The sequence below is a fragment of the Streptomyces sp. YKOK-I1 genome, from assembly GCF_054660435.1.
The window spans coordinates 4,372,976-4,391,566 of sequence record NZ_BAAGDR010000001.1 but is presented as its reverse complement, the minus strand read 5'-3'; the positions used below and the strand labels follow the sequence as shown (position 1 = coordinate 4,391,566).

General features: G+C 73.2%; 19 protein-coding genes. 9 read left to right on the top strand and 10 right to left on the bottom strand.

Annotation, left to right across the window (positions count from 1 at the left end):
- Nucleotide 1 precedes the first annotated feature (1 nt).
- A complete protein-coding gene (locus ACYQ8Q_RS19090) occupies nucleotides 2–643 on the bottom strand; it encodes an ABC transporter permease (RefSeq protein ID WP_460066422.1) in 642 nt (213 codons plus the stop codon).
- Nucleotides 640–1,674, bottom strand: coding sequence for an ABC transporter ATP-binding protein (locus ACYQ8Q_RS19085; RefSeq protein ID WP_460066421.1), 1,035 nt, complete (start codon nucleotides 1,672–1,674; stop codon nucleotides 640–642). The genes ACYQ8Q_RS19090 and ACYQ8Q_RS19085 overlap by 4 nt, the downstream gene beginning before the upstream one ends.
- Nucleotides 1,675–1,815: 141 nt before the next feature.
- Here ACYQ8Q_RS19085 and ACYQ8Q_RS19080 point away from each other — a divergent pair, with 141 nt between their 5' ends.
- The 3 genes from ACYQ8Q_RS19080 to ACYQ8Q_RS19070 all read left to right on the top strand — a co-directional run bounded on the left by ACYQ8Q_RS19080 (nucleotide 1,816) and on the right by ACYQ8Q_RS19070 (nucleotide 4,878).
- The gene (locus tag ACYQ8Q_RS19080; protein ID WP_460066420.1) at nucleotides 1,816–3,324 is read left to right on the top strand and encodes an aromatic amino acid ammonia-lyase; all 1,509 of its coding nucleotides are present in this window, start codon (nucleotides 1,816–1,818) and stop codon (nucleotides 3,322–3,324) included.
- Between the two features lie 14 nt (nucleotides 3,325–3,338).
- Nucleotides 3,339–4,190 carry a MurR/RpiR family transcriptional regulator gene (locus tag ACYQ8Q_RS19075; RefSeq protein WP_460073394.1) on the top strand — a complete coding sequence of 284 codons (852 nt, stop codon included), beginning with the start codon at nucleotides 3,339–3,341 and terminating at the stop codon, nucleotides 4,188–4,190.
- A gap of 103 nt (nucleotides 4,191–4,293) precedes the next feature.
- A complete protein-coding gene (locus tag ACYQ8Q_RS19070; RefSeq protein ID WP_460066419.1) occupies nucleotides 4,294–4,878 on the top strand; it encodes a hypothetical protein in 585 nt (194 codons plus the stop codon).
- 18 nt (nucleotides 4,879–4,896) lie between these two features.
- On the opposite strand, the gene ACYQ8Q_RS19065 is transcribed toward ACYQ8Q_RS19070, so the two are convergent.
- Genes ACYQ8Q_RS19065 through ACYQ8Q_RS19050 form a run of 4 tightly spaced genes read right to left on the bottom strand, consistent with a single transcriptional unit; the run spans nucleotide 4,897 to nucleotide 7,268 of the window.
- The gene (locus ACYQ8Q_RS19065) at nucleotides 4,897–5,271 is read right to left on the bottom strand and encodes a roadblock/LC7 domain-containing protein (protein ID WP_059203185.1); all 375 of its coding nucleotides are present in this window, start codon (nucleotides 5,269–5,271) and stop codon (nucleotides 4,897–4,899) included.
- A complete protein-coding gene (locus ACYQ8Q_RS19060; protein ID WP_460066418.1) occupies nucleotides 5,247–5,825 on the bottom strand; it encodes a roadblock/LC7 domain-containing protein in 579 nt (192 codons plus the stop codon). Before ACYQ8Q_RS19060 ends, ACYQ8Q_RS19065 begins: the two co-directional genes overlap by 25 nt.
- Nucleotides 5,826–5,859: 34 nt before the next feature.
- Nucleotides 5,860–6,855: a transcriptional regulator gene (locus ACYQ8Q_RS19055; RefSeq protein WP_460066416.1), complete on the bottom strand. Its 996-nt coding sequence runs from the start codon at nucleotides 6,853–6,855 to the stop codon at nucleotides 5,860–5,862.
- A complete protein-coding gene (locus ACYQ8Q_RS19050; protein ID WP_460066415.1) occupies nucleotides 6,852–7,268 on the bottom strand; it encodes a hypothetical protein in 417 nt (138 codons plus the stop codon). Before ACYQ8Q_RS19050 ends, ACYQ8Q_RS19055 begins: the two co-directional genes overlap by 4 nt.
- A 397-nt stretch (nucleotides 7,269–7,665) precedes the next feature.
- Between ACYQ8Q_RS19050 and hutU the strand changes: the two genes are divergently transcribed.
- The 4 genes from hutU to hutI are packed head-to-tail and all read left to right on the top strand — an operon-like array spanning nucleotide 7,666 to nucleotide 13,122.
- Nucleotides 7,666–9,330 (top strand): urocanate hydratase, encoded by a 1,665-nt coding sequence (hutU, locus tag ACYQ8Q_RS19045; RefSeq protein WP_460066413.1) that lies wholly within the window; start codon nucleotides 7,666–7,668, stop codon nucleotides 9,328–9,330.
- The gene (locus ACYQ8Q_RS19040) at nucleotides 9,327–10,568 is read left to right on the top strand and encodes an allantoate amidohydrolase (RefSeq protein WP_460066410.1); all 1,242 of its coding nucleotides are present in this window, start codon (nucleotides 9,327–9,329) and stop codon (nucleotides 10,566–10,568) included. Before hutU ends, ACYQ8Q_RS19040 begins: the two co-directional genes overlap by 4 nt.
- Nucleotides 10,565–11,914, top strand: a complete 1,350-nt coding sequence (locus tag ACYQ8Q_RS19035) for a formimidoylglutamate deiminase (RefSeq protein ID WP_460066409.1) — start codon at nucleotides 10,565–10,567, stop codon at nucleotides 11,912–11,914. Before ACYQ8Q_RS19040 ends, ACYQ8Q_RS19035 begins: the two co-directional genes overlap by 4 nt.
- A 32-nt stretch (nucleotides 11,915–11,946) precedes the next feature.
- Nucleotides 11,947–13,122: an imidazolonepropionase gene (gene hutI, locus ACYQ8Q_RS19030; RefSeq protein WP_460066407.1), complete on the top strand. Its 1,176-nt coding sequence runs from the start codon at nucleotides 11,947–11,949 to the stop codon at nucleotides 13,120–13,122.
- A gap of 27 nt (nucleotides 13,123–13,149) precedes the next feature.
- Here hutI and ACYQ8Q_RS19025 read toward each other — a convergent pair whose 3' ends face one another.
- From ACYQ8Q_RS19025 to ACYQ8Q_RS19010, 4 genes are all read right to left on the bottom strand, one after another.
- Nucleotides 13,150–14,202, bottom strand: coding sequence for a hypothetical protein (locus ACYQ8Q_RS19025; RefSeq protein WP_460066405.1), 1,053 nt, complete (start codon nucleotides 14,200–14,202; stop codon nucleotides 13,150–13,152).
- 64 nt (nucleotides 14,203–14,266) lie between these two features.
- Nucleotides 14,267–14,386 (bottom strand): DUF397 domain-containing protein, encoded by a 120-nt coding sequence (locus tag ACYQ8Q_RS19020; RefSeq protein ID WP_460066404.1) that lies wholly within the window; start codon nucleotides 14,384–14,386, stop codon nucleotides 14,267–14,269.
- A 165-nt stretch (nucleotides 14,387–14,551) separates the two neighbouring features.
- Complete coding sequence (locus ACYQ8Q_RS19015) at nucleotides 14,552–16,072, bottom strand: RICIN domain-containing protein (protein WP_460066403.1); 1,521 nt, start codon at nucleotides 16,070–16,072, stop codon at nucleotides 14,552–14,554.
- A 138-nt stretch (nucleotides 16,073–16,210) separates the two neighbouring features.
- Complete coding sequence (locus ACYQ8Q_RS19010; protein WP_460066402.1) at nucleotides 16,211–17,140, bottom strand: RNA polymerase sigma factor SigF; 930 nt, start codon at nucleotides 17,138–17,140, stop codon at nucleotides 16,211–16,213.
- Nucleotides 17,141–17,425: 285 nt separating this feature from the next.
- On the opposite strand from ACYQ8Q_RS19010, the gene ACYQ8Q_RS19005 reads away from it, so the two are divergent.
- Nucleotides 17,426–17,803: an STAS domain-containing protein gene (locus tag ACYQ8Q_RS19005; protein WP_460066401.1), complete on the top strand. Its 378-nt coding sequence runs from the start codon at nucleotides 17,426–17,428 to the stop codon at nucleotides 17,801–17,803.
- 220 nt (nucleotides 17,804–18,023) lie between these two features.
- Nucleotides 18,024–18,539, top strand: a complete 516-nt coding sequence (locus tag ACYQ8Q_RS19000) for an ATP-binding protein (RefSeq protein WP_460066400.1) — start codon at nucleotides 18,024–18,026, stop codon at nucleotides 18,537–18,539.
- Nucleotides 18,540–18,591: the final 52 nt, after the last annotated feature.

Genomic DNA, 18,591 nt, shown 5'->3' with positions numbered 1-18,591 from the left:
GTCAGGCTCGCCGCCTCTTCCACGGGGTCAGGACGTACTGGAGGGCGACCAGCGCCGCGTCCGCGGCGACGGCGAGGAGGATCGTGAGGACCACGCCTGCGATCACCGGGGTCGGGAAGTCGCGCTGGAAGCCGTCGGTGAAGAGCTGGCCGAGGCCGCCGTCGCCGATGTAGGTGGCGACCGAGACCAGGGAGATCGACATGACGGTCGCGATCCTGACGCCCGCCATGATCACGGGGAGGGCGAGCGGGAGCTCGACGGTCAGGAGCGTGCGCAGGGGACGGGTGCCCATGGCCTTGGCCGCTTCCTTGGTCCGCGCGGGCACCGAGTCCAGGCCCTCGACCGTGTTCCGCAGCAGGACGACCAGGGTGTAGACGGTCAGCCCGATGACGGTCGTGGTGCGGGTCAGTCCGCTGACCGGCAGCAGGAGCACGAAGATCGCGATCGACGGGATCGTGAACAGGACGTTCGAGAGCCCGAGGAGGAAGCCGCGCAGGGGGCGGACCCGGTGGGCGACCACGGCGAGCGGCAGCGAGATCAGGAGGCCGAAGAAGACGGCGGTCAGCGCGGCCTGGAGGTGGGAGATGGTGAGCGTGGTCAGGTCGTCGGTGTGGCCCGCTATCCAGGACCAGTCGATGCTCATGCGGCCACCCGGGCTTCCGCGTGCGCCTGGCCCGCGTGCTCGTGGATGTCGTCGCGGGAGGTGACGCCGGTGAGGACGCCGCCCGCGTCGACGCGGGCGACCAGGCCGGTGGGGGAGGCGACGGACTCGTTGAGCGCCGACAGCAGGGAGTCGTCGTCGGTCAGCGGCCGTACGGGGAGTTCGGCGTCCTGGGAGGCCCAGTGGAGCGGCTTGCGGGCCTCGTCGAGGACGAGGGTCCAGGCGCCGCCCTCGGGGGCCGCGCCCTGGGGGACGCCCGCGAGGGTCTTCAGCGAGAGCAGCTTCAGGCCGCGCTCGGCGCCGAGGAAGTCGGCGACGAAGTCGTCGGCGGGGCGGGCGAGCAGTTCGGCCGGGGAGGCGCACTGGACGAGGTGCCCGCCGGTGCGGAAGACGGCGATGCGGTCGCCGAGGCGTACGGCCTCGTCGATGTCATGGGTGACGAAGACGATGGTCTTGCTCAACTCCTTCTGGAGCCGGAGCAGTTCGTCCTGGAGCTGGGTGCGCACGACGGGGTCGACGGCCCCGAAGGGCTCGTCCATGAGCAGCACCGGCGGGTCGGCGGCGAGCGCGCGGGCCACCCCGACGCGCTGCTGCTGCCCACCGGAGAGCTGGTGGGGGTAGCGCTTCCCGGCGTCGGCGGAGAGGCCGACGGTCTCGAGGAGCTCGGCGGCGCGGGCGCGCGCCCTGCGGCGGCCGTGGCCGAGCAGCAGCGGCACGGTGGCGATGTTGTCGAGCACCGTGCGGTGCGGGAAGAGGCCCGCCTGCTGGATGACGTACCCGATGGAACGGCGCAGTTCGGCCGCGTCCTGCCGGGTGACGTCCTTGCCGCCGACCCTGATGGTTCCGGACGTCGGTTCCACCATGCGGTTGATCATGCGCAGGGTGGTGGTCTTGCCGCAGCCGGAGGAGCCGACCAGTACGGTCACGCCGCCTTCCGGCATGTCCAGGGTGAGGTCGTGCACTGCTGTCGTGCCGTTGGGGAAGCGCTTGTGGACCGCATCGAACTGGATCATGAGATGTCCCTTGCCCGGCTGTATAACGTCATGCAGAGTTCTTGGTGTCTGAATAGCTTGTCAACGGTTCGGCGTTAATCCGAGGTAACAGATGACCGTTGGGCAAGATCGAGTGTCCGCATTGGGAAGGGTTTGGGGTCAATGTCGTCTCAGATCGTGGATGACCCGGGTGTCGTGCACAGTGGCCTGGTCGTCCTCGACGGCGTCGCCCTCGGCGTCCGGGACGTCGTCCGCCTCGCCGACGGGACCGCCCGGCCGGTGCCCGGCACCGACGCGATGCGCCGGATGACCGAGGTCTGGGACGCCGCCCGGCAGATCGCCGCGACCGGACGCGTCTACGGCCGCTCCACCGGCGTCGGCGCCAACCGCAACGAGGACGTGCCCACCGACGAGGCCGCCGAGCACGGTCTCAGACTGCTGCGCAGTCACGCCGGCGCCATCGGCGAGGAACTCCCCGCCCGGCAGGTCCGCGCGATGCTCGCCGTCCGCGCCAACCAGCTCCTCGCCGGCGGCGCGGGCCTGCGCCCCGGCGTCGTCACCGCCCTGTGCGAGGCCCTGACCGGCGGGGCGTATCCGGTCGTCAACGAGTTCGGCTCGGTGGGCACCGGCGACCTCGCGGCACTGGCCCAGGTGGGGCTGGCACTGGCCGGCGAGCACCCCTGGCGCGGGGCCGGCGCCCCCGGACCCCAGCAGCTGGACAACAACGACGCCCTCGCCCTCATCAGCAGCAACGCCCTCACCCTCGGCCAGTCCGCCCTCGCCCTCGACGAACTGCGCGGACTGCTGGAGGCCACCCAGGTCGTCGCGGCGCTCTCGCTGCTCGCCGTCGACGGCTCGCACGAGGCGTACGCCGCACCCGTGCACGCCGCCCGCCCCCACCGCGGCTCCCGCGAGGTCGCCCGCCGGATGCGGCAGCTGATCGGCGCCGAGGACCGCCCCACCCCGCCCCTCGGGCGCATCCAGGACCCGTACGGCTTCCGCTGCCTGCCCCAGATCCACGGCCCCGCGCACGACGCCGCCGACGCCCTGGAGGAGGTGCTCGGCATCGAGATCAACGCCGCCGCCGAGAACCCCCTCATCTCCCCCGAGGACCAGACCGCCTACCACCACGGCGGCTTCTACCAGGCCCAGCTCGCCCTCGCCCTGGACCACTTCAGACTCTCGCTGGTCCAGGTGGCACGGCTGTCCACCGCCCGGCTCTCCACCCTCAACGAGCCCGCCTACACCCGGCTGCGGCCCTTCCTCGCCGACGAGCGGCCCGCCTCCTCCGGAGTGATGATCCTGGAGTACGCCGCCGGCGCCGCCCTCGGCGACCTGCGGGCCTTCTCCGCGCCCGCGTCGCTCGGCCACGCTGTACTCTCCCGAGGCGTCGAGGAACAGGCCAGTTTCGCCTCCCTCGCCGCCCGGCAGACACTGCGCGCGTGCGCCGCGTACCGTCTCGTGGTCGGCTGCGAACTCGTCGCCGCCGTACGGGCGCTGCGCCAGCGCGAGCTGCGGCCCGGCCCGGGACTCCCGGCCGGGGCGGCGCTGGACCTCGCCGAGGCGGCGCTCGACGCCGAACAGGCCGACCGGCCGCTCACGGACGACGTGAGCGCGGCGGCCCGGCTGCTGGACCGGTTCACGGACATCTGGAGGGGGAGCGGGGCATGAGCGGGGAGACCGACATGGACGGCACGGGTGCGGCGGACACGCCCGCCGGACGGCTGCAGGCGCTCTTCGAGGGGCACCGGCTGACGCCGACCCAGCGGCGCATCGCCCACAGCATGGTGCGGCGCGCCGCCGACGTGCCGTTTCTGTCCAGCGTCGAGCTGGCCGAGCTGGCCGGGGTCAGCCAGCCCTCGGTGACCCGGTTCGCCGTGGCCCTCGGCTTCGACGGCTACCCCGCCCTGCGCCGGCACCTGCGCGAGGTCGCGCCCGCCGACCAGCCCGCCGGCTCCGCCTCGTACAACGAGTACCAGCAGGCCGTCGAGGCCGAGATCGAGAACCTGCGGCATCTCGCCGAACTCCTCGCCGACCCCCGCCCGGTGCACCGGGCCGGCCGGCTGCTGGCCGCCTCCCGGCCCCTTCCGGTGCTGGGCCTGCGGGCCGCCGCCTCCCAGGCCTACGGCTTCGCCTACTTCGCCGCCAAGGTCCACCCGGACGTACGGCTGCTCAACGAGGGCGGCACGATGATCCAGGACCGGATCGACGCCGCCGTGCGCGCCGGTGCGAGCGCGCTGCTGTGCTTCGCCCTGCCCCGGCACCCGCGCGAGGTCCTCGACGCCCTGACCTGCGCGAAGGAGGCGGGGCTGACCGTCGTCACGGTCGCCGACTCCGCGTTCGCCCCGGTCGCCAAGGTCTCCGACCTGCTGCTGCCCGCCGCCGTCGGCACCGGCCTCGCCTTCGACACGGCGTGCGCGCCGATGCTGCTGGGCCGGGTCCTGCTGGAGGCGATGTGCGACGACCTGCCCGACGCGCAGGCCCGCCTGGAGGAGTTCGACACCCGGGCGGCGGCCCGGGGACTGTTCGTCGAGTAGCCCCGCTCGTCGAGGAGCGCCGCTCGGCTCTCAGACTGGTCTCACGTTCGCTCACTAACCTGACCCGTCACCAGAACTGTGCCGGAGCGAGGAGGAGACGGACGTGGCACGCGGAGGTCAGGGACTGGCCCGGGTGGCCGTCGTCGTACGGGCCGGGGCCGCGCCGCTGTGGTGGTGCGGGGTGTTCACGGCGGGGGTCGGCGTCCTGCCGCCCGGAATCACCGGCCGCCGGATCGGGGTCGTGGCGGGGGCCGCGCTGTTCCTCGTGGCGGCGGCCGTGGTGGCGCTGTACGGCCGTAAGCGCTACACCGCGCTCGCGGGCGGTGCCGCCCGGGCCGGCAAGCACGATGTGCTCCAGGACCGGGCGGTCACCGTCCGCACGTGGCGGCGCGGCCACCGCTGGTGGCTGCTGCTCGCCTTCGCGGCCGCGTTGGTCAGCTCCTTCGCCGTGCCCGCCGCCGTCGGCATGCTGCTCGCCGGATGCGGCACCGGGCTGCGGCTGAAGGCCGCCTGGCTCGGGCGGCGAGAGCGGGCCGGGGACGCGCTGCTGTGGGTGCGCGTCGACTGGCTCGGCCGGTACGGAGGCCGTCCGGCCGGAAAGGCGGTCAAGGCGTACCGCAGCACCGGCATCGGGGCGGGCGACGCGGCCCCGGGCGGAAACCGCCGCCGGACCGAGCTGTACGCGTAGACCGAGCTGTACGCGACGTCAGACCTCCAGGTCCTCCTCGATCTTCCTGAGCTGGTGGCGGGCCATAGCGAGGTTGGCCCGCTTGGCGTCCAGGACGAGGTACAGGAAGAGCCCGTTGCCGCCGCGCCCGCTGATCAGACGGATCAGGTGGTACTGGTCGGACAGCGTGATCAGGATGTCCTCGATCTGGGCCTTCAGCCCGAGGTGCTCCATGGTGCGCATCTTGGCGCGCACCACGTCGGTGTTGCCGGCCGCGGCCACGTTGAGGTCGAAGGTCTTGCTGCCGCCCAGCGTGCCCAGCGCCATCCCGCTGGTGTAGTCGACGAGCGCGGCGGCCGACGCGCCCTCGATGGTGGCGAGCGCCTCTTTCAGTGCGGTTTCGGTGTTGGCCATGACGTGTTCCTCGGTTCCTCTCGACTTTCCGTGGTGGTGCGCGCGTCCGTGGTGGTGTCGCGCGCCGATCTGGTCCATAGGGGGGTGGCGGAGGGCCTGGCCGGCGTCCGCACGGGCGGCCGGTCCGGCGGCTTCGCGGGCGCGGCCTTCGGCTCCCGGGCCCGCGCCTCGCGCGCCCTCGCCTCGTACGCGTCGACCAGCTCCCCGATCCGGGCCGCGGCCCGGCGGCCCTCCAGGTGCAGCCGGCCGACGTTGACGCGGTCCTGCGCGAGCACCGTCAGCACGGCGTGACCGCCCGCCGCGTACGTCGCGACATAGCCGTACCGCCCGCGCACGAGCAACTCGCGCAGATCGCCCTGCCCGGTGCTGTCCGTGAGCCGTACGGCGACGCCCAGGGCGGCGGCGGTCAGCGCGGCCACCCCCTCCGGCTCCACGCCGGGCGTGTCGTGGGCGAGGACGAGGCCGTCCACGCCGGCCGCCAGCGCACCGGTCAGCTGCGGCAACCGGGCCCGCAACCGGCGGAGCTCGTCGAGGATCTCGGGCCCGGCGGCCATCAGTTCGCTCCTCCCGTCGCGCGGTCGCTGCCGCTCAAAGGGCCTCCAGCGCATCTCTGAGCCTCTTCAGCAAGGTGATGTCGGGGTCGTTGACACGGGGCAGCGAGGCCGCGTGCGGGGGGTCGGCGGGGGGTGGCGCACCGGGCGCGCCGGTCATGCCCGTGGCCGCCCCCGGTCCACCGGACGAGCCGGTTCTGCCGGGGCCGCCCGCCGGTGGCGCGCCGGGTGCTCCCGCGGCTGAGGGCGTGCCGGGCGCTCCGGTCGTGACGAACGGCGGTGGCGGTGGCGGCGGCGGTGGGAACAGCCCGGTCAGCAGCCCCGCCGCGGCCAGCCGGCGGACGTCCACCAGGGTGTGGAACGCCTGCCGGCCCAGCTCCCGGGCGATGTCCGACGCCGTGCGCACCCCGTCCACCAGCGCCAGCACGGCGCGCTGGCGCGCGGTGGGCGCCGGGGCGGCGAACGCCTCGGCCCGCACCAGCGGCGCCCCGTCGGCCAGCGGGTCCGGCCACAGCCGGTCCAGCAGCGCGCGGCGGCGCAGCGTCTCGCGCTCCAGCGAACGCACCGGCACCGGCCGCAGCCCGCCCAGGGGATGCGCGGCGCCGTAGCGGAAGCGGCCTGGGGCGCTGCTGGGCGCGAGTACGAAGTACGCCGCGTCGTACAGCGCCGCCAGCTGGCACAGCTCCAGCGCGCCGCGCGGGATCCGGTCGGCGTCCAGGAGCAGCCGCAGCGCGCCCTGCTCCGGGCCGGCCCGGTCCAGCGCCTGCTGCCAGGCGGCGCCGTCGAGGGTGCCGTGGGTCAGGAGGAGCACGTCGAGGCCCGGAGCGAGGGGGCTCTCGGCGTGCACCACACGGCCCTCGGCGAGGTAGAGCGAGCCGCGCTCGCGCTCCAGGACGCCGGTGGCCCGGTCCGCGGCGAGCCGGGTCAGCATCGGCGACAGCCCGCCTCCCGCCTCCCGGGCCGCCGATCTCTCCCGCACCGGCAGCCGGGGCGGCGGGGTCGTGCCCTTCGGTGTCGTCCCCACGAGCGTCATCCCAGCACCAGCCGTCCGGCCATCTCGCCCAGCCGGATCCGGGCCAGCGCGAGATTGCCGTCCGACCGGCTCAGCCACACATGCAGGAAGACACTGCTGTCGAAGGACGTCGGTACGAACCGCAGCAGGTGGTAACTGTCCCGGTTGCTGATGATCAGATCCTCCACCGGAGGCTCGGCCGCCTCCTCCGCTCCGCCCTCACCTGCGGCGTCGTAGCCCTCGGGGGTGAACGCCCGCTGCTCGGCGGTGAGCCGGGCGACCTCGGCGGCCTCGGCCGCGGCCGCCTCGTGGTCGCCGCCCGGGAACTCCCCGACGGCGCCCAGCGCCAGCCCGCTGGTCCAGTCGACCAACGCTGCTCCCCGGGCCCCGGGCAGCCGCATGGCCTCCAGTAGGCACTCGTCGATTCCGGGCACCGTTCGGCTCCCCTCCCGCCCGCGGTTCGGATGAGTGAGGGAGACGCTACGCAACGTATGCGCCGCGGGTGAGGGATCTGGCATTTTCCAGCGGAACATGCGGCCGACTGACTAACGTGGGTCGGCTGGCCCCGTTTGGGGGCGCGACGCCCCATGCGTCCCTATCAACACCGTGAGCACGGTTTACGTCAACGGCGCGCCCGTCGGTCAGGGGTGGTGAACCCGGCGCCGTACGCCCCTTCGGTGCCTCTCGCGCGGACCGCCCTCCCCCGCCCTCTCCCGCCCGTCTCCTCCCGGGCTTCACCCCGATGTATTGACTAGCTCTATTCAGAGGTCCAGGATGTGAATAGAGAGAGCAACAGTCCGTCGGGACGAACCGTCCGCAAGGAGGCAGACCATGTCAGGACCCCGCCCCGTACGAGCACAGCGCGGTACGGAACTGAGCGCCCTGGGATGGCAGCAGGAAGCCGCTCTGCGGATGCTGCAGAACAACCTCGACCCCGAGGTCGCCGAACACCCCGACAAGCTCGTCGTCTACGGCGGCACCGGCAAGGCCGCCCGTGACTGGCGCTCCTTCGACGCCATGGTGCGCACCCTGAAGGGGCTGAAGCAGGACGAGACGATGCTCGTCCAGTCCGGCCGCCCCGTCGGCGTCATGCAGACCCACGAGTGGGCCCCGCGCGTCCTCATCGCCAACTCCAACCTCGTCGGCGACTGGGCCAACTGGGAGGAGTTCCGCCGCCTGGAGGCCCTCGGCCTGACCATGTACGGCCAGATGACCGCCGGTTCCTGGATCTACATCGGCACCCAGGGCATCCTCCAGGGCACGTACGAGACCTTCGCCGCCGTCGCCGCGAAGAAGTTCGGCGGCACCCTCGCCGGGACCATCACCCTCACCGCCGGCCTCGGCGGCATGGGCGGCGCCCAGCCCCTCGCCGTCACCATGAACGACGGCGTCGCGATCTGCGTCGACGTCGACCCGCGCGCCATCGAGCGCCGCATCGAGCACCGCTACCTCGACGTGAAGGCCGACTCCCTCGACCACGCCCTCCAGCTGGCCGTCGAGGCCCGTGACGCGCGCCGCCCGCTGTCCATCGGCGTCCTCGGCAACGCCGCCGAGCTGGTCCCCCAGCTCCTCGCGATGAGCGCCCCCATCGACATCGTCACCGACCAGACCTCCGCCCACGACCCGCTGGCCTACCTGCCGGTCGGCGTGGCCTTCGAGGACATGGCCGACGCGGCCGCCAAGGACCCGGCCGGCTTCACCACGCGGGCCCGCGAGTCGATGGCCCGCCACGTGGAGGCCATGGTCGGCTTCCTTGACGCCGGCGCCGAGGTCTTCGACTACGGCAACTCCATCCGCGGCGAGGCCCAGCTCGCCGGCTACGACCGGGCCTTCGCCTTCCCCGGCTTCGTCCCCGCCTACATCCGCCCCCTGTTCTGCGAGGGCAAGGGCCCCTTCCGCTGGGCGGCCCTGTCCGGCGACCCCGCCGACATCGCCAAGACCGACAAGGCGATCCTCGACCTCTTCCCCGAGAACGAGTCCCTGGCCCGCTGGATCAAGCTGGCCGGCGAACGCGTCCACTTCCAGGGCCTGCCCGCCCGGATCTGCTGGCTCGGCTACGGCGAGCGCGACAAGGCCGGCGAGCGCTTCAACGACATGGTGGCGTCCGGCGAGCTGGCCGCCCCGCTGGCCATCGGCCGCGACCACCTCGACTGCGGCTCCGTCGCCTCCCCGTACCGCGAGACCGAGGCCATGCTCGACGGCTCCGACGCGATCGCCGACTGGCCGCTGCTCAACGCCATGGTCAATGTGGCCTCCGGCGCCTCCTGGGTCTCCCTGCACCACGGCGGCGGCGTCGGCATGGGCCGCTCGATCCACGCCGGCCAGGTCACCGTCGCCGACGGCACCAAGCTCGGCGGCGAGAAGATCCGCCGTGTCCTGACCAACGACCCCGGCATGGGCGTCATCCGCCACGTCGACGCCGGCTACGACATCGCGGAGACCGTCGCCGACGAGCGGGGCGTGCGGGTGCCGATGCGCGAGGGTGACGACGCGTGACGTTCCACAGCATGTGGGCGGAGTTGCTGCCCGTCGGCCGTGACTCCGCCTCCCGCGGCTACCGCCGGTTCGCCTGGACCGCCGCCGACGCCGACTGCCGGACCTGGTTCGCGGAGCAGGCCGCCGCGCGCGGTCTGGACTACGAGGTGGACCGCAACGGCAACCAGTGGGCGTGGCTGGGCGACCCGGCCTCCGGGGACGCCGTCGTCACCGGCTCGCACCTCGACTCCGTGCCCGACGGCGGCGCCTTCGACGGGCCGCTCGGGGTGGTCTCCTCCTTCGCCGCGCTCGACGAACTGCGCTCCAGGGAAGCCGAGTTCACCAGGCCCCTCGCCATCGTCAACTTCGGCGACGAGGAGGGCGCCCGCTTCGGTCTCGCCTGTGTCGGCTCCCGGCTCACCGCCGGAGCGCTCACCGCCGAGCAGGCACACCGCCTCACCGACGCCGACGGGATCACCCTCCCGCAGGCCATGGAGGCCGCCGGCCACGACCCCGACGCCATCGGCCCCGACCCCGAGCGGCTGGCACGCATCGGAGCGTTCGTCGAACTGCACGTCGAACAGGGCCGCGCGCTGGACCTGTCCGGCGACCGGGTCGGCATCGCCAGCGCCATCTGGCCGCACGGCCGCTGGCGGTTCGACTTCCGCGGCGAGGCCAACCACGCCGGCACCACCCGCCTCGTCGACCGCCGCGACCCGATGCTGTCGTACGCCGAGACGGTCCTCGCCGCCCGCCGCGAGGCCGCGCTCGCCGGTGCCGTCGCCACCTTCGGCAAGATCTCCGTCGAGCCGAACGGCGTCAACGCCGTCCCCTCCCTGGTGCGCGGCTGGCTCGACTCCCGGGCCGAGGACCAGGCCACCCTCGACACCGTCGTCGGCGGCATCGAGAAGGCCGCCCGCGCCTACGCCGAGGAGCACGGAGTCGACCTCGACGTGGTCCGGGAGTCCTTCACCCCGGTCGTCGAGTTCGACCACGCCCTGCGCGACGAACTCGCCCGCATCCTGGGCGGGTCGAGCGGCGGGTCGAGCGGCACGACCACCGGCCTCAGGGTCCCCGTCCTCGGCACCGGTGCCGGACACGACGCCGGGATCCTCTCCGGACGCGTCCCGACCGCCATGCTGTTCGTGCGCAACCCCACGGGTGTCTCGCACTCCCCGGCCGAGTTCGCCGCCGAGGACGACTGCGTGGCCGGGGTGCACGCCCTCGCCGACGTACTGGAAGGACTGGCCTGCAGGTGACCTCCACGCAGCGGACACGGACCTACTGGCTGGAGCACGCCTGGCTCGACCCGCAGGTGGAGCCGGGTGTCGCCCTCGACGTCACGGACGGCCGGATCACCGCCGTCCGCAAGGGCGCCGACACCCCGCCCCCGGGCGCCGAGATCCTGCGCGGCCTCACCCTCCCCGGCCTGGCGAACGCCCACTCGCACGCCTTCCACCGCGCCCTGCGCGGCACCGTCCAGGTCGGCTCCGGCACCTTCTGGACCTGGCGCGAGACCATGTACTCCGTCGCGGACCGGCTGACCCCCGACACCTACCACGCCCTGGCGCGCGCGGTGTACGCCGAGATGGCGCTCGCCGGGATCACGGCCGTCGGCGAGTTCCACTACCTCCACCACGCCCCCGGCGGCACCCCGTACGCCGACCCCAACGCGATGGGCGAGGCCCTGATCGAGGCCGCCGCCGAAGCCGGCATCCGCATCACCCTCCTCGACACCGCCTACCTGTCCTCCGGCTTCGGACAGCCCCCCACCGCCCACCAGCTCCGCTTCTCCGACGGCAGCGCGGACGCCTGGGCCGAACGCTGTTCACTTCTCAAGGAACGGGATCACGCACGGATCGGGGCCGCCATCCACTCGGTGCGGGCCGTGCCCGCCGAACAGCTGGCGACGGTGGCGGGCTGGGCCGGGGAGCGCGGCGCGCCGCTGCACGTCCACCTCTCCGAGCAGACCGCCGAGAACGAGGCCTGCCACGAGGTCCACGGCTGCACCCCGACCCAGCTCCTCGCCCTGCACGGGGTGCTCGGCCCGCGCACCACCGGCGTCCACAACACCCACCTCACCGCCGAGGACATCTCCCTGCTCGGCGGCAGCGGCACGGGCACCTGCATGTGCCCCACGACCGAGCGGGACCTCGCGGACGGCATCGGCCCGGCCGTCGCCCTGCAGAACGAGGGCTCACCGCTCTCCCTGGGCTCCGACAGCCACGCCGTGATCGACCTCCTGGAGGAGGCCCGCGCGATGGAGCTGAACGAACGCCTGCGCACCCGCACCCGCGGTCACTGGACGGCGGCCGCCCTGCTGCGCGCCGCCTCCGCCGACGGCCACGCGGCCCTCGGCCGCCCCGAGGCGGGCACCCTGGAGACCGGCGCCCCCGCCGACTTCACGACGATCGCCCTCGACTCCGTCAGGACGGCGGGCCCGCCGCCCCGGCTCGGCGCCGAGACCGCCGTATTCGCGGCGACCGCGGCGGACGTACGGCATACGGTCGTCGCGGGCCGGCACGTCGTACGCGACGGCGCCCACACGCTCGTACCGGATGTGCCGCAGGCGCTGGCGCGGGCGGTAGAAGCCCTGCACGCCTGACCCCCGCCCCTGTCAGCCACGAGGACACGACGATGAGCAGCAGCACCGTCATCACCAACATCGCCACGCTGGTCACCAACGACCCCTCCCTCGGTGACGGCTCTCCCCTCGGTCTGGTCCGGGACGCGGCCGTCGTCATCGAGGGCGACCGCGTCGTGTGGACCGGTGACTCCAGCAAAGCACCCGCCACTGACAACCGGGTCGACGCCGACGGCCGGGCGGCCCTCCCCGGCTTCGTCGACTCCCACTCCCACCTGGTCTTCGCGGGCGACCGCACCGAGGAGTTCAACGCCCGGATGTCCGGCCGCGGCTACACCGCGGGCGGCATCCGCACCACGGTCGCCGCCACCCGGGCCGCGAGCGACGAGGAACTCGAGGCGAACCTCACCCGTTACCTCTCCGAGGCCCTCCACCAGGGCACGACCACCTTCGAGACCAAGTCCGGGTACGGCCTGACGGTCGCCGACGAGGCCCGCGCCCTGCGCATCGCCGCCCGGCACACCGACGAGGTCACCTACCTCGGCGCCCATATCGTCGCCCCCGACCTCGCCGACGACCCGGCCGCCTATGTCGCCCTGGTCACCGGCGAGATGCTCGACGCCTGCGCGCCGTACGCCCGCTGGATCGACGTCTTCTGCGAGAAGGGCGCCTTCGACGGCGACCAGGCCCGCGCGATCCTCACCGCCGGCAGGGCGAAGGGCCTGCACCCCCGCATCCACGCCAACCAGCTGTCCTACGGCCCCGGCGTGCAGTTGGCCGTCGAACTGGACGCGGCGAGCGCCGACCACTGCACCCACCTCACCGACGCCGACGTGGACGCCCTCGCGAACAGCCGTACCGTCGCCACGCTCCTCCCCGGCGCCGAGTTCTCGACCCGCGCCCAGTGGCCGAACGGGCGCCGCCTCCTGGACGCGGGCGTGACGGTGGCCCTCTCCACCGACTGCAACCCCGGCTCCTCCTTCACCTCCTCGGTCCCCTTCTGCATCGCCCTGGCCGTCCGGGACATGGGCATGACCCCGGACGAGGCGGTCTGGTCGGCGACGGCCGGCGGAGCGGCAGCCCTCCGCCGCACGGACGTCGGCCGCCTCACCCCCGGCGCCTACGCCGACCTGACCCTCCTCGACGCCCCGAGCCACGTCCACCTGGCCTACCGCCCGGGCGTACCGCTGGTCTCCGGGGTGTGGAAGAGGGGCGTGCGGGTGGTCTGAGGGGCGCGCGAGTCAGGACGGGCGGCGCTACGACCGCCCGTTCGCGCGGTCGAAGATCTCGCGCAGCCACGGCCGGCGTACGGCGGGCAGCCGGGCCAGCGTCTGCAGGAACACCCGTGAGTCCGGGTGGAACAGCCGGTACGGGCGCAGCGGCAGCGGATCGTCGCGGAGGACGCCGTCGGGCATGCCACCGCTCACCGGGATCGGCGGGACCGGTTCGCGCGGGAAGGCGAGGTGCATCCAGACGTCGGCCGAGAGGGGGACGACGGCGGCGTCGGTTCCGGCGGGCGGTGACCACGCCTCGCCGGTCTGCGGATGGACCGGGACGAGGAGGATGCCGGCATCGGGGCGGGGAAGCCCCGGCCCGCCGAGGGCGAGCCGTTTCGCCGGTCGCCCCTTGGGGAGATGGACGTCCAGCGCGCGGCCGAAGAGGTCCGTGAGCAGCCCGTCGGGCAGGCCGACGGGAGCACCGCCCGACGCCGCTACCAGATGGGCCAGAGCTGCGCCGACGGCCGCTTCCCACTGCGGGTGCCAGTACCCGAGCTGCTCGACGGGCGGGGTGCTCCGCCGCTCACTCACGAGGGTGTCCCAGTCGTCCGGCCACGGATCATCCGTCCCGTCGTCGGGAAGCCGCCGTACGGCGTCCGGGGCGAGCCACACCGCCTGCCACAGCGAGCAGTCGTCGACACGGGTCGCCACCGCCTGCCCGCAGCCCGTGCACGCCAGATTCGGCCCGTCCCGCCCGTCGAGGCCCAGGCAGTAGCCATCCAGCCGCTCGGGGATGAGCGCCATGCCCCGGCCGTCCCCCGGGGCGAGGACCACGGCCCCCGCCGCGCCGAAGGAAAGCCCGTAGGCCGCCCGCGCGAACACACCCCGCGCCTGCGCCTCGTCCTCCCCGATCTCGCTCCACGGCTTCCACGGCCGCCCGGACGGCTCGGGATCCACGGCGTACGTTCCCGGCTCCATGAGCGACGGAAGCATGTCGTGGCCGTACGTCCAGTGCGCGTGCGGCGCAAGCGCGACCTGCGAGACGGAGGCGGTCAGTACGGCATCACACCGCGCACACACGAATACGGCCAACGCACCCTCTCCCTGTACCCGCGGATTCTCCCAGCGCGGGGAAGGGCGGCCAACTGCTTTTCTTTCAAGCCGAGTTGCTCTGCATGGCGTGGAGGGTGGCGGGGGAGGAGGCGAGTTCGAGGCAGGTGTCTCCTTCGCCGCCGCCGGAGAACGTGGACTTCTGCCAGCGCAGGGTCTGGACCATGGGTGCCTCACAGCTCCTTCGTGATGCGATGGATGAAGTCCCTTGACGCCACGGGTGCCAGGGACGCCCCCGACTCCGTTCGCGAGCGGGTCCTCGCCTCCGGCGATCTCGACGAACTGGGCACCTGGCTCGACCGTTCGTACCAGGTCACCGACGCGGGCGGGGTCACGCCGCCCCCGCCCGCCAGCGCTGATCCCCGCCCTCGTCCAGGGGTTCCAGGGACACTCCGCCCCCCGGGTCCGCCGTCAGCCCCGTCAGGATCGCGATCTGTGGGCGGACCGTCCCGTCCGCGTCCACCGTGAAGCGGAGGTTGTCGCCGTGATCGCCCTCCACCGAGTCGCACTCCCAGACGCCGACCCCCTTGTCCACGGAACCCCGGCTGTCCAGGCAGAAGTCGGTGTCGGCGGCCGACTGCACCACCCCGCGCCCCGCGTCCACCCGCCACCTCTGACTCGGCGACGACGTACACGGCACCGTCACCACGTCCGTGCCGTTGTCGAAGTCGCCCGCCACCTCCAGGCAGCGGCCGGTCGCGACGTTCACGACCTGGGCGTACGTCCCACCCGGCGCGCGAGTCGGGGAGGGGGACGGGGTCGGGGTCGGGGGTGTGGTGGTGCGTGAGGGGGACGGCGTCGCGCTCGGTGACGGGGACTTGATGGTACTTGGTGTGGGCGTGGGCGCGGGCGCCGACACCGTCGTCGTCACCGTCACCTGAGGGGCCGTCGACGGGGCTGCGGCTGCCGCCCCCGTCGGGACTCCCGCGTCGTCCGAGGGGATCAGGGTCAGCCACAGGGGGATCAGGGCCAGCGCTGCCACCGCCGAGACCAGGAGCGCACGGCGTCGCGGGAGTCGTCGTACCGGTGCCGCCACCTCCCGCTCCCGTTCCTCCCTCACGTACGCCGTCCCCGCCCACGGCAGCAACCCCTCCGCCAGCGCCGTGCGCGGCGCGTCCCGCAGCGCGCGCTGTTCCTCGTACGCCGTCGCGCAGTGCGGGCAGTGCGCCCGGTGGGCCTCCAGGTCGGGGCTGCGCCGGGCGCCCTCCGGTCGTACGGACTCCTCGATCAGCCGCCGGAAGTCCCCGCAGCGGGGGTCGTCGGAGGCGGCGAGGCGCAGCCGGAGTGCCGCCCCGGCCAGGGAGTGCAGGGCCGGGGCGGTCCCGTACGCCACGTCCACGGGAGTCAGGCCGAGCAGGACGGCGATGCGGTCCGTCTCCTCCCGCTCCACCACGCCGTACCAGATCAGGCCCTGTGCGCGGGGCGGGAGGGAGCGGAAGGCGGGCAGGAGGGGAGGAAGCGGGCCGTCGGGGGCCGGAGTCGTGTTGAGGACCAGGAGCAGGCCCGCGTCCAGGCCGCTCGCCCGGTCGTCCCCCGACCAGTCCGCCGCCACCCGTCCCACCTGGAGCAGCAGCCGGTGCCGCAGGGCGCCGCCCGGTTCGCTGCCGTGCGCGGTCTCCCGGGCCGTACGGGTGAACGCCTCCGCCGCCAGTCGGCGCGCGGCCGGCTCGCTCGTCGTGCAGAGGCGGGCGTAGGCCAGGACGGACGGTTCGTGGCGGGCGCGGAGGGCGCGCAGCGCCGGGTAGGCCCGGGCGGGCGCGCCGCGCAGGAGGTCTGTCAGACGGGCGTCGGAGGCATCGGAATGATCGGATGCAGTGGGGTCCTCCGCGTTCTCTCCGTCCGCACGGGACACGGTCCGCCTCCTCGCCGTTGCTGACGTACTGGTCAGTCTGGGGTGGGGGTGACCCTAGTGGCGAGAGGGGTGTCGTGGGGAGGGTTTCCGGGGGTAAGGCTCCGTCCCCCGGGGCGGGCGCCCCGGGGGTGACCGGGCCTACTCCTCGACCGTCAGTCCCTTGCGCAGTCGCACCAGGGTCCGTGACAGCAGGCGGGACACATGCATCTGCGAGATGCCCAGTTCCTCGCCGATCTCCGACTGGGTCATGCCCGCGACGAAGCGGAGGGAGAGGATCTGGCGTTCGCGCGGCGGGAGTTCGGCGATCAGGGGCTTCAACGACTCGACGTACTCGATGCCTTCGAGCCCGTGGTCCTCGTAGCCGATGCGGTCGGCGAGGGCGCCCTCCGCGTCGTCCTCGTCCGGCTGGGCGTCCAGGGAGGACGCCGTGTAGGCGTTGGAGGCCGCCATGCCCTCCACGACCTCTTCGTTGGTGATGCCGAGACGTTCCGCCAGTTCCGCCACGGTGGGGGAGCGGTCCAGCTTCTGGGCGAGTTCGTCGCCCGCCCTGGCCAGGTCGAGCCGCAGCTCCTGGAGCCGGCGCGGGACGCGGACGGACCAGGACGTGTCCCGGAAGAACCGCTTGATCTCACCGACGATGGTCGGCATCGCGAAGGTGGGGAACTCGACGCCGCGGGAGAGTTCGAACCGGTCGATCGCCTTGATCAGGCCGATCGTGCCGACCTGGACGATGTCCTCCATCGGTTCGCTGCGCGAGCGGAAGCGGGAGGCGGCGAACTTCACGAGGGCGAGGTTCAGCTCGACGAGGGTGTTGCGCACGTACGCGTGTTCGTGCGTGCCCTCCTCGAGTGACTCCAGCCGCTCGAACAGCGTCTTGGACAGGGCCCGTGCGTCGACGGCCCCGATCTGTGCGATCTCCTCCTGCGGAGGGATCAGCTCGTCGTACGGAGGGGGCGCGTCGGGGTGACGGGGCCCGGGAAGCTCCGCGATGGGATTCAGCTGGTCCTGTACCGGTGGGGGTGTCGACGTCGCAGTCGGGGTAGGCGATGCGTCGAGCCGGGGTGACATGATGTCCTCCATCGTTCTCGGCATAAGGCTGCCGAAGCCAGTGAGCGCACTACGGTGTGCGGCGCCTCCAAAGCCGGCCGTGTCGGTTGTGTGTTCCTTACTAGCCCTACCGGCTGCACGGAGCCATCCGCAAGTGCGAATTGGTGGCTTATGTCCGTTTGTGTGTGATTGTTCAGGTGTTGGAGCACGTGGCGAAGGCGTAGTGTTCGAGGGCGGCCGGCGGGGAATTTCGCAGGCTGTCGGCAGGTGATCACCCAGTAGTGAGCGAACCCGGGAGAGAGACGCATGGACCGCGGGACGGTCGGCAGCGCACAGTCGGGCCGGCTTCTGGTCGAGGTGCGGGAAGAGGGGTCCAGCGCCGTCGTGACCCCGGCGGGCGAGTTGGACCACCACACCGCCGATCTGTTGCGTGAACCACTCGAGGACTGTCTCTCCAGGGGGCTCAGCAGGCTGGTCGTGGACTGCTCACGGCTGGAGTTCTGCGACTCCACCGGGCTGAACGTCCTGCTCGGCGCCCGGCTGAAGGCGGAGGCGGCCGGGGGCGGGGTCCATCTGGCGGGGATGCAGCCCGTGGTGGCCCGGGTCTTCGAGATCACCGGGGCGGACGCGGTGTTCACCGTGCACGAGAGCCTCGCGGCCGCGCTCGCCGACGAGGACGGCTGAGCCGTCCCGGCCGTGTCCGGTGGCAAGCGCCCGGCGCGACGGGAACGGGGGGTGTTCCACCCGTTCCGCAGGGCAGGAGACATCCTGGATCTGAACATGTCGGTGGCACGTTCGACGGAAACGCCGGTGTGCCGCGTACTGGACTCTGTACGGCACCCTGTGGTGAGTGAATGTTGAATTGTGAACCGGTGAACCGGTGAATCGGTGAGGTGAAGCGCTGATGAGCACCACCCGGCCCTACTCGCCGGGCGACCGCGGTCCGGAGCAGGAGCCGGAGGCCGGCGGCGCTGCCGGGGGCCCGGCGAGTCGCTCCGGGGCCCCGGCGGGTCGCCAGGTCCGCGGGCTGAGTTTCGACGGTGTCAGCGGGGTCGTCCCGGCGGCCCGCGACTTCGCCCGGCAGGCGCTGTACGCGTGGGGCTGGCTGCCCGCGGCCACCGCCGACCAGCGGGCCGCCGCCGAGGATGTGCTGCTCGTCGTCTCCGAGCTGGTCACCAACGCCTGTCTGCACGCCGAGGGGCCGGAGCGGATGGTCCTGGGCTGCGACAAGAAGGTGATCCGCGTCGAGGTCTCCGACCGCGGCACCGGCCAGCCGGCACCCCGCACCCCGCACCGCGCGGGCCGCCCCGGCGGCCACGGCATGTTCATCGTCCAGCGCCTCTGCCTGGACTGGGGAGTCGTCCGCACCCCGGGCCTGGCCGGCAAGACGGTCTGGGCGGAACTGGGCGCCCCGGCCTGACGGCGCGGTCACCGGCGGCACGTGCGGGAGCCTCTTGCGGGTGGGCGATTCC

What these genes read in the sequence shown, in the direction of transcription:
- ACYQ8Q_RS19090 (WP_460066422.1), bottom strand. Translation starts at nt 643, where the DNA reads ATGAGCATCGACTGGTCCTGGATAGCGGGCCACACCGACGACCTGACC.
- ACYQ8Q_RS19085 (WP_460066421.1), bottom strand. Translation starts at nt 1,674, where the DNA reads ATGATCCAGTTCGATGCGGTCCACAAGCGCTTCCCCAACGGCACGACA.
- ACYQ8Q_RS19080 (WP_460066420.1), top strand. Translation starts at nt 1,816, where the DNA reads ATGTCGTCTCAGATCGTGGATGACCCGGGTGTCGTGCACAGTGGCCTG.
- ACYQ8Q_RS19075 (WP_460073394.1), top strand. Translation starts at nt 3,339, where the DNA reads ATGGACGGCACGGGTGCGGCGGACACGCCCGCCGGACGGCTGCAGGCG.
- ACYQ8Q_RS19065 (WP_059203185.1), bottom strand. Translation starts at nt 5,271, where the DNA reads ATGGCCAACACCGAAACCGCACTGAAAGAGGCGCTCGCCACCATCGAG.
- ACYQ8Q_RS19060 (WP_460066418.1), bottom strand. Translation starts at nt 5,825, where the DNA reads ATGGCCGCCGGGCCCGAGATCCTCGACGAGCTCCGCCGGTTGCGGGCC.
- ACYQ8Q_RS19055 (WP_460066416.1), bottom strand. Translation starts at nt 6,855, where the DNA reads ATGACGCTCGTGGGGACGACACCGAAGGGCACGACCCCGCCGCCCCGG.
- hutU (WP_460066413.1), top strand. Translation starts at nt 7,666, where the DNA reads ATGTCAGGACCCCGCCCCGTACGAGCACAGCGCGGTACGGAACTGAGC.
- hutI (WP_460066407.1), top strand. Translation starts at nt 11,947, where the DNA reads ATGAGCAGCAGCACCGTCATCACCAACATCGCCACGCTGGTCACCAAC.
- ACYQ8Q_RS19020 (WP_460066404.1), bottom strand. Translation starts at nt 14,386, where the DNA reads ATGGTCCAGACCCTGCGCTGGCAGAAGTCCACGTTCTCCGGCGGCGGC.
- ACYQ8Q_RS19010 (WP_460066402.1), bottom strand. Translation starts at nt 17,140, where the DNA reads ATGTCACCCCGGCTCGACGCATCGCCTACCCCGACTGCGACGTCGACA.
- ACYQ8Q_RS19005 (WP_460066401.1), top strand. Translation starts at nt 17,426, where the DNA reads ATGGACCGCGGGACGGTCGGCAGCGCACAGTCGGGCCGGCTTCTGGTC.
- ACYQ8Q_RS19000 (WP_460066400.1), top strand. Translation starts at nt 18,024, where the DNA reads ATGAGCACCACCCGGCCCTACTCGCCGGGCGACCGCGGTCCGGAGCAG.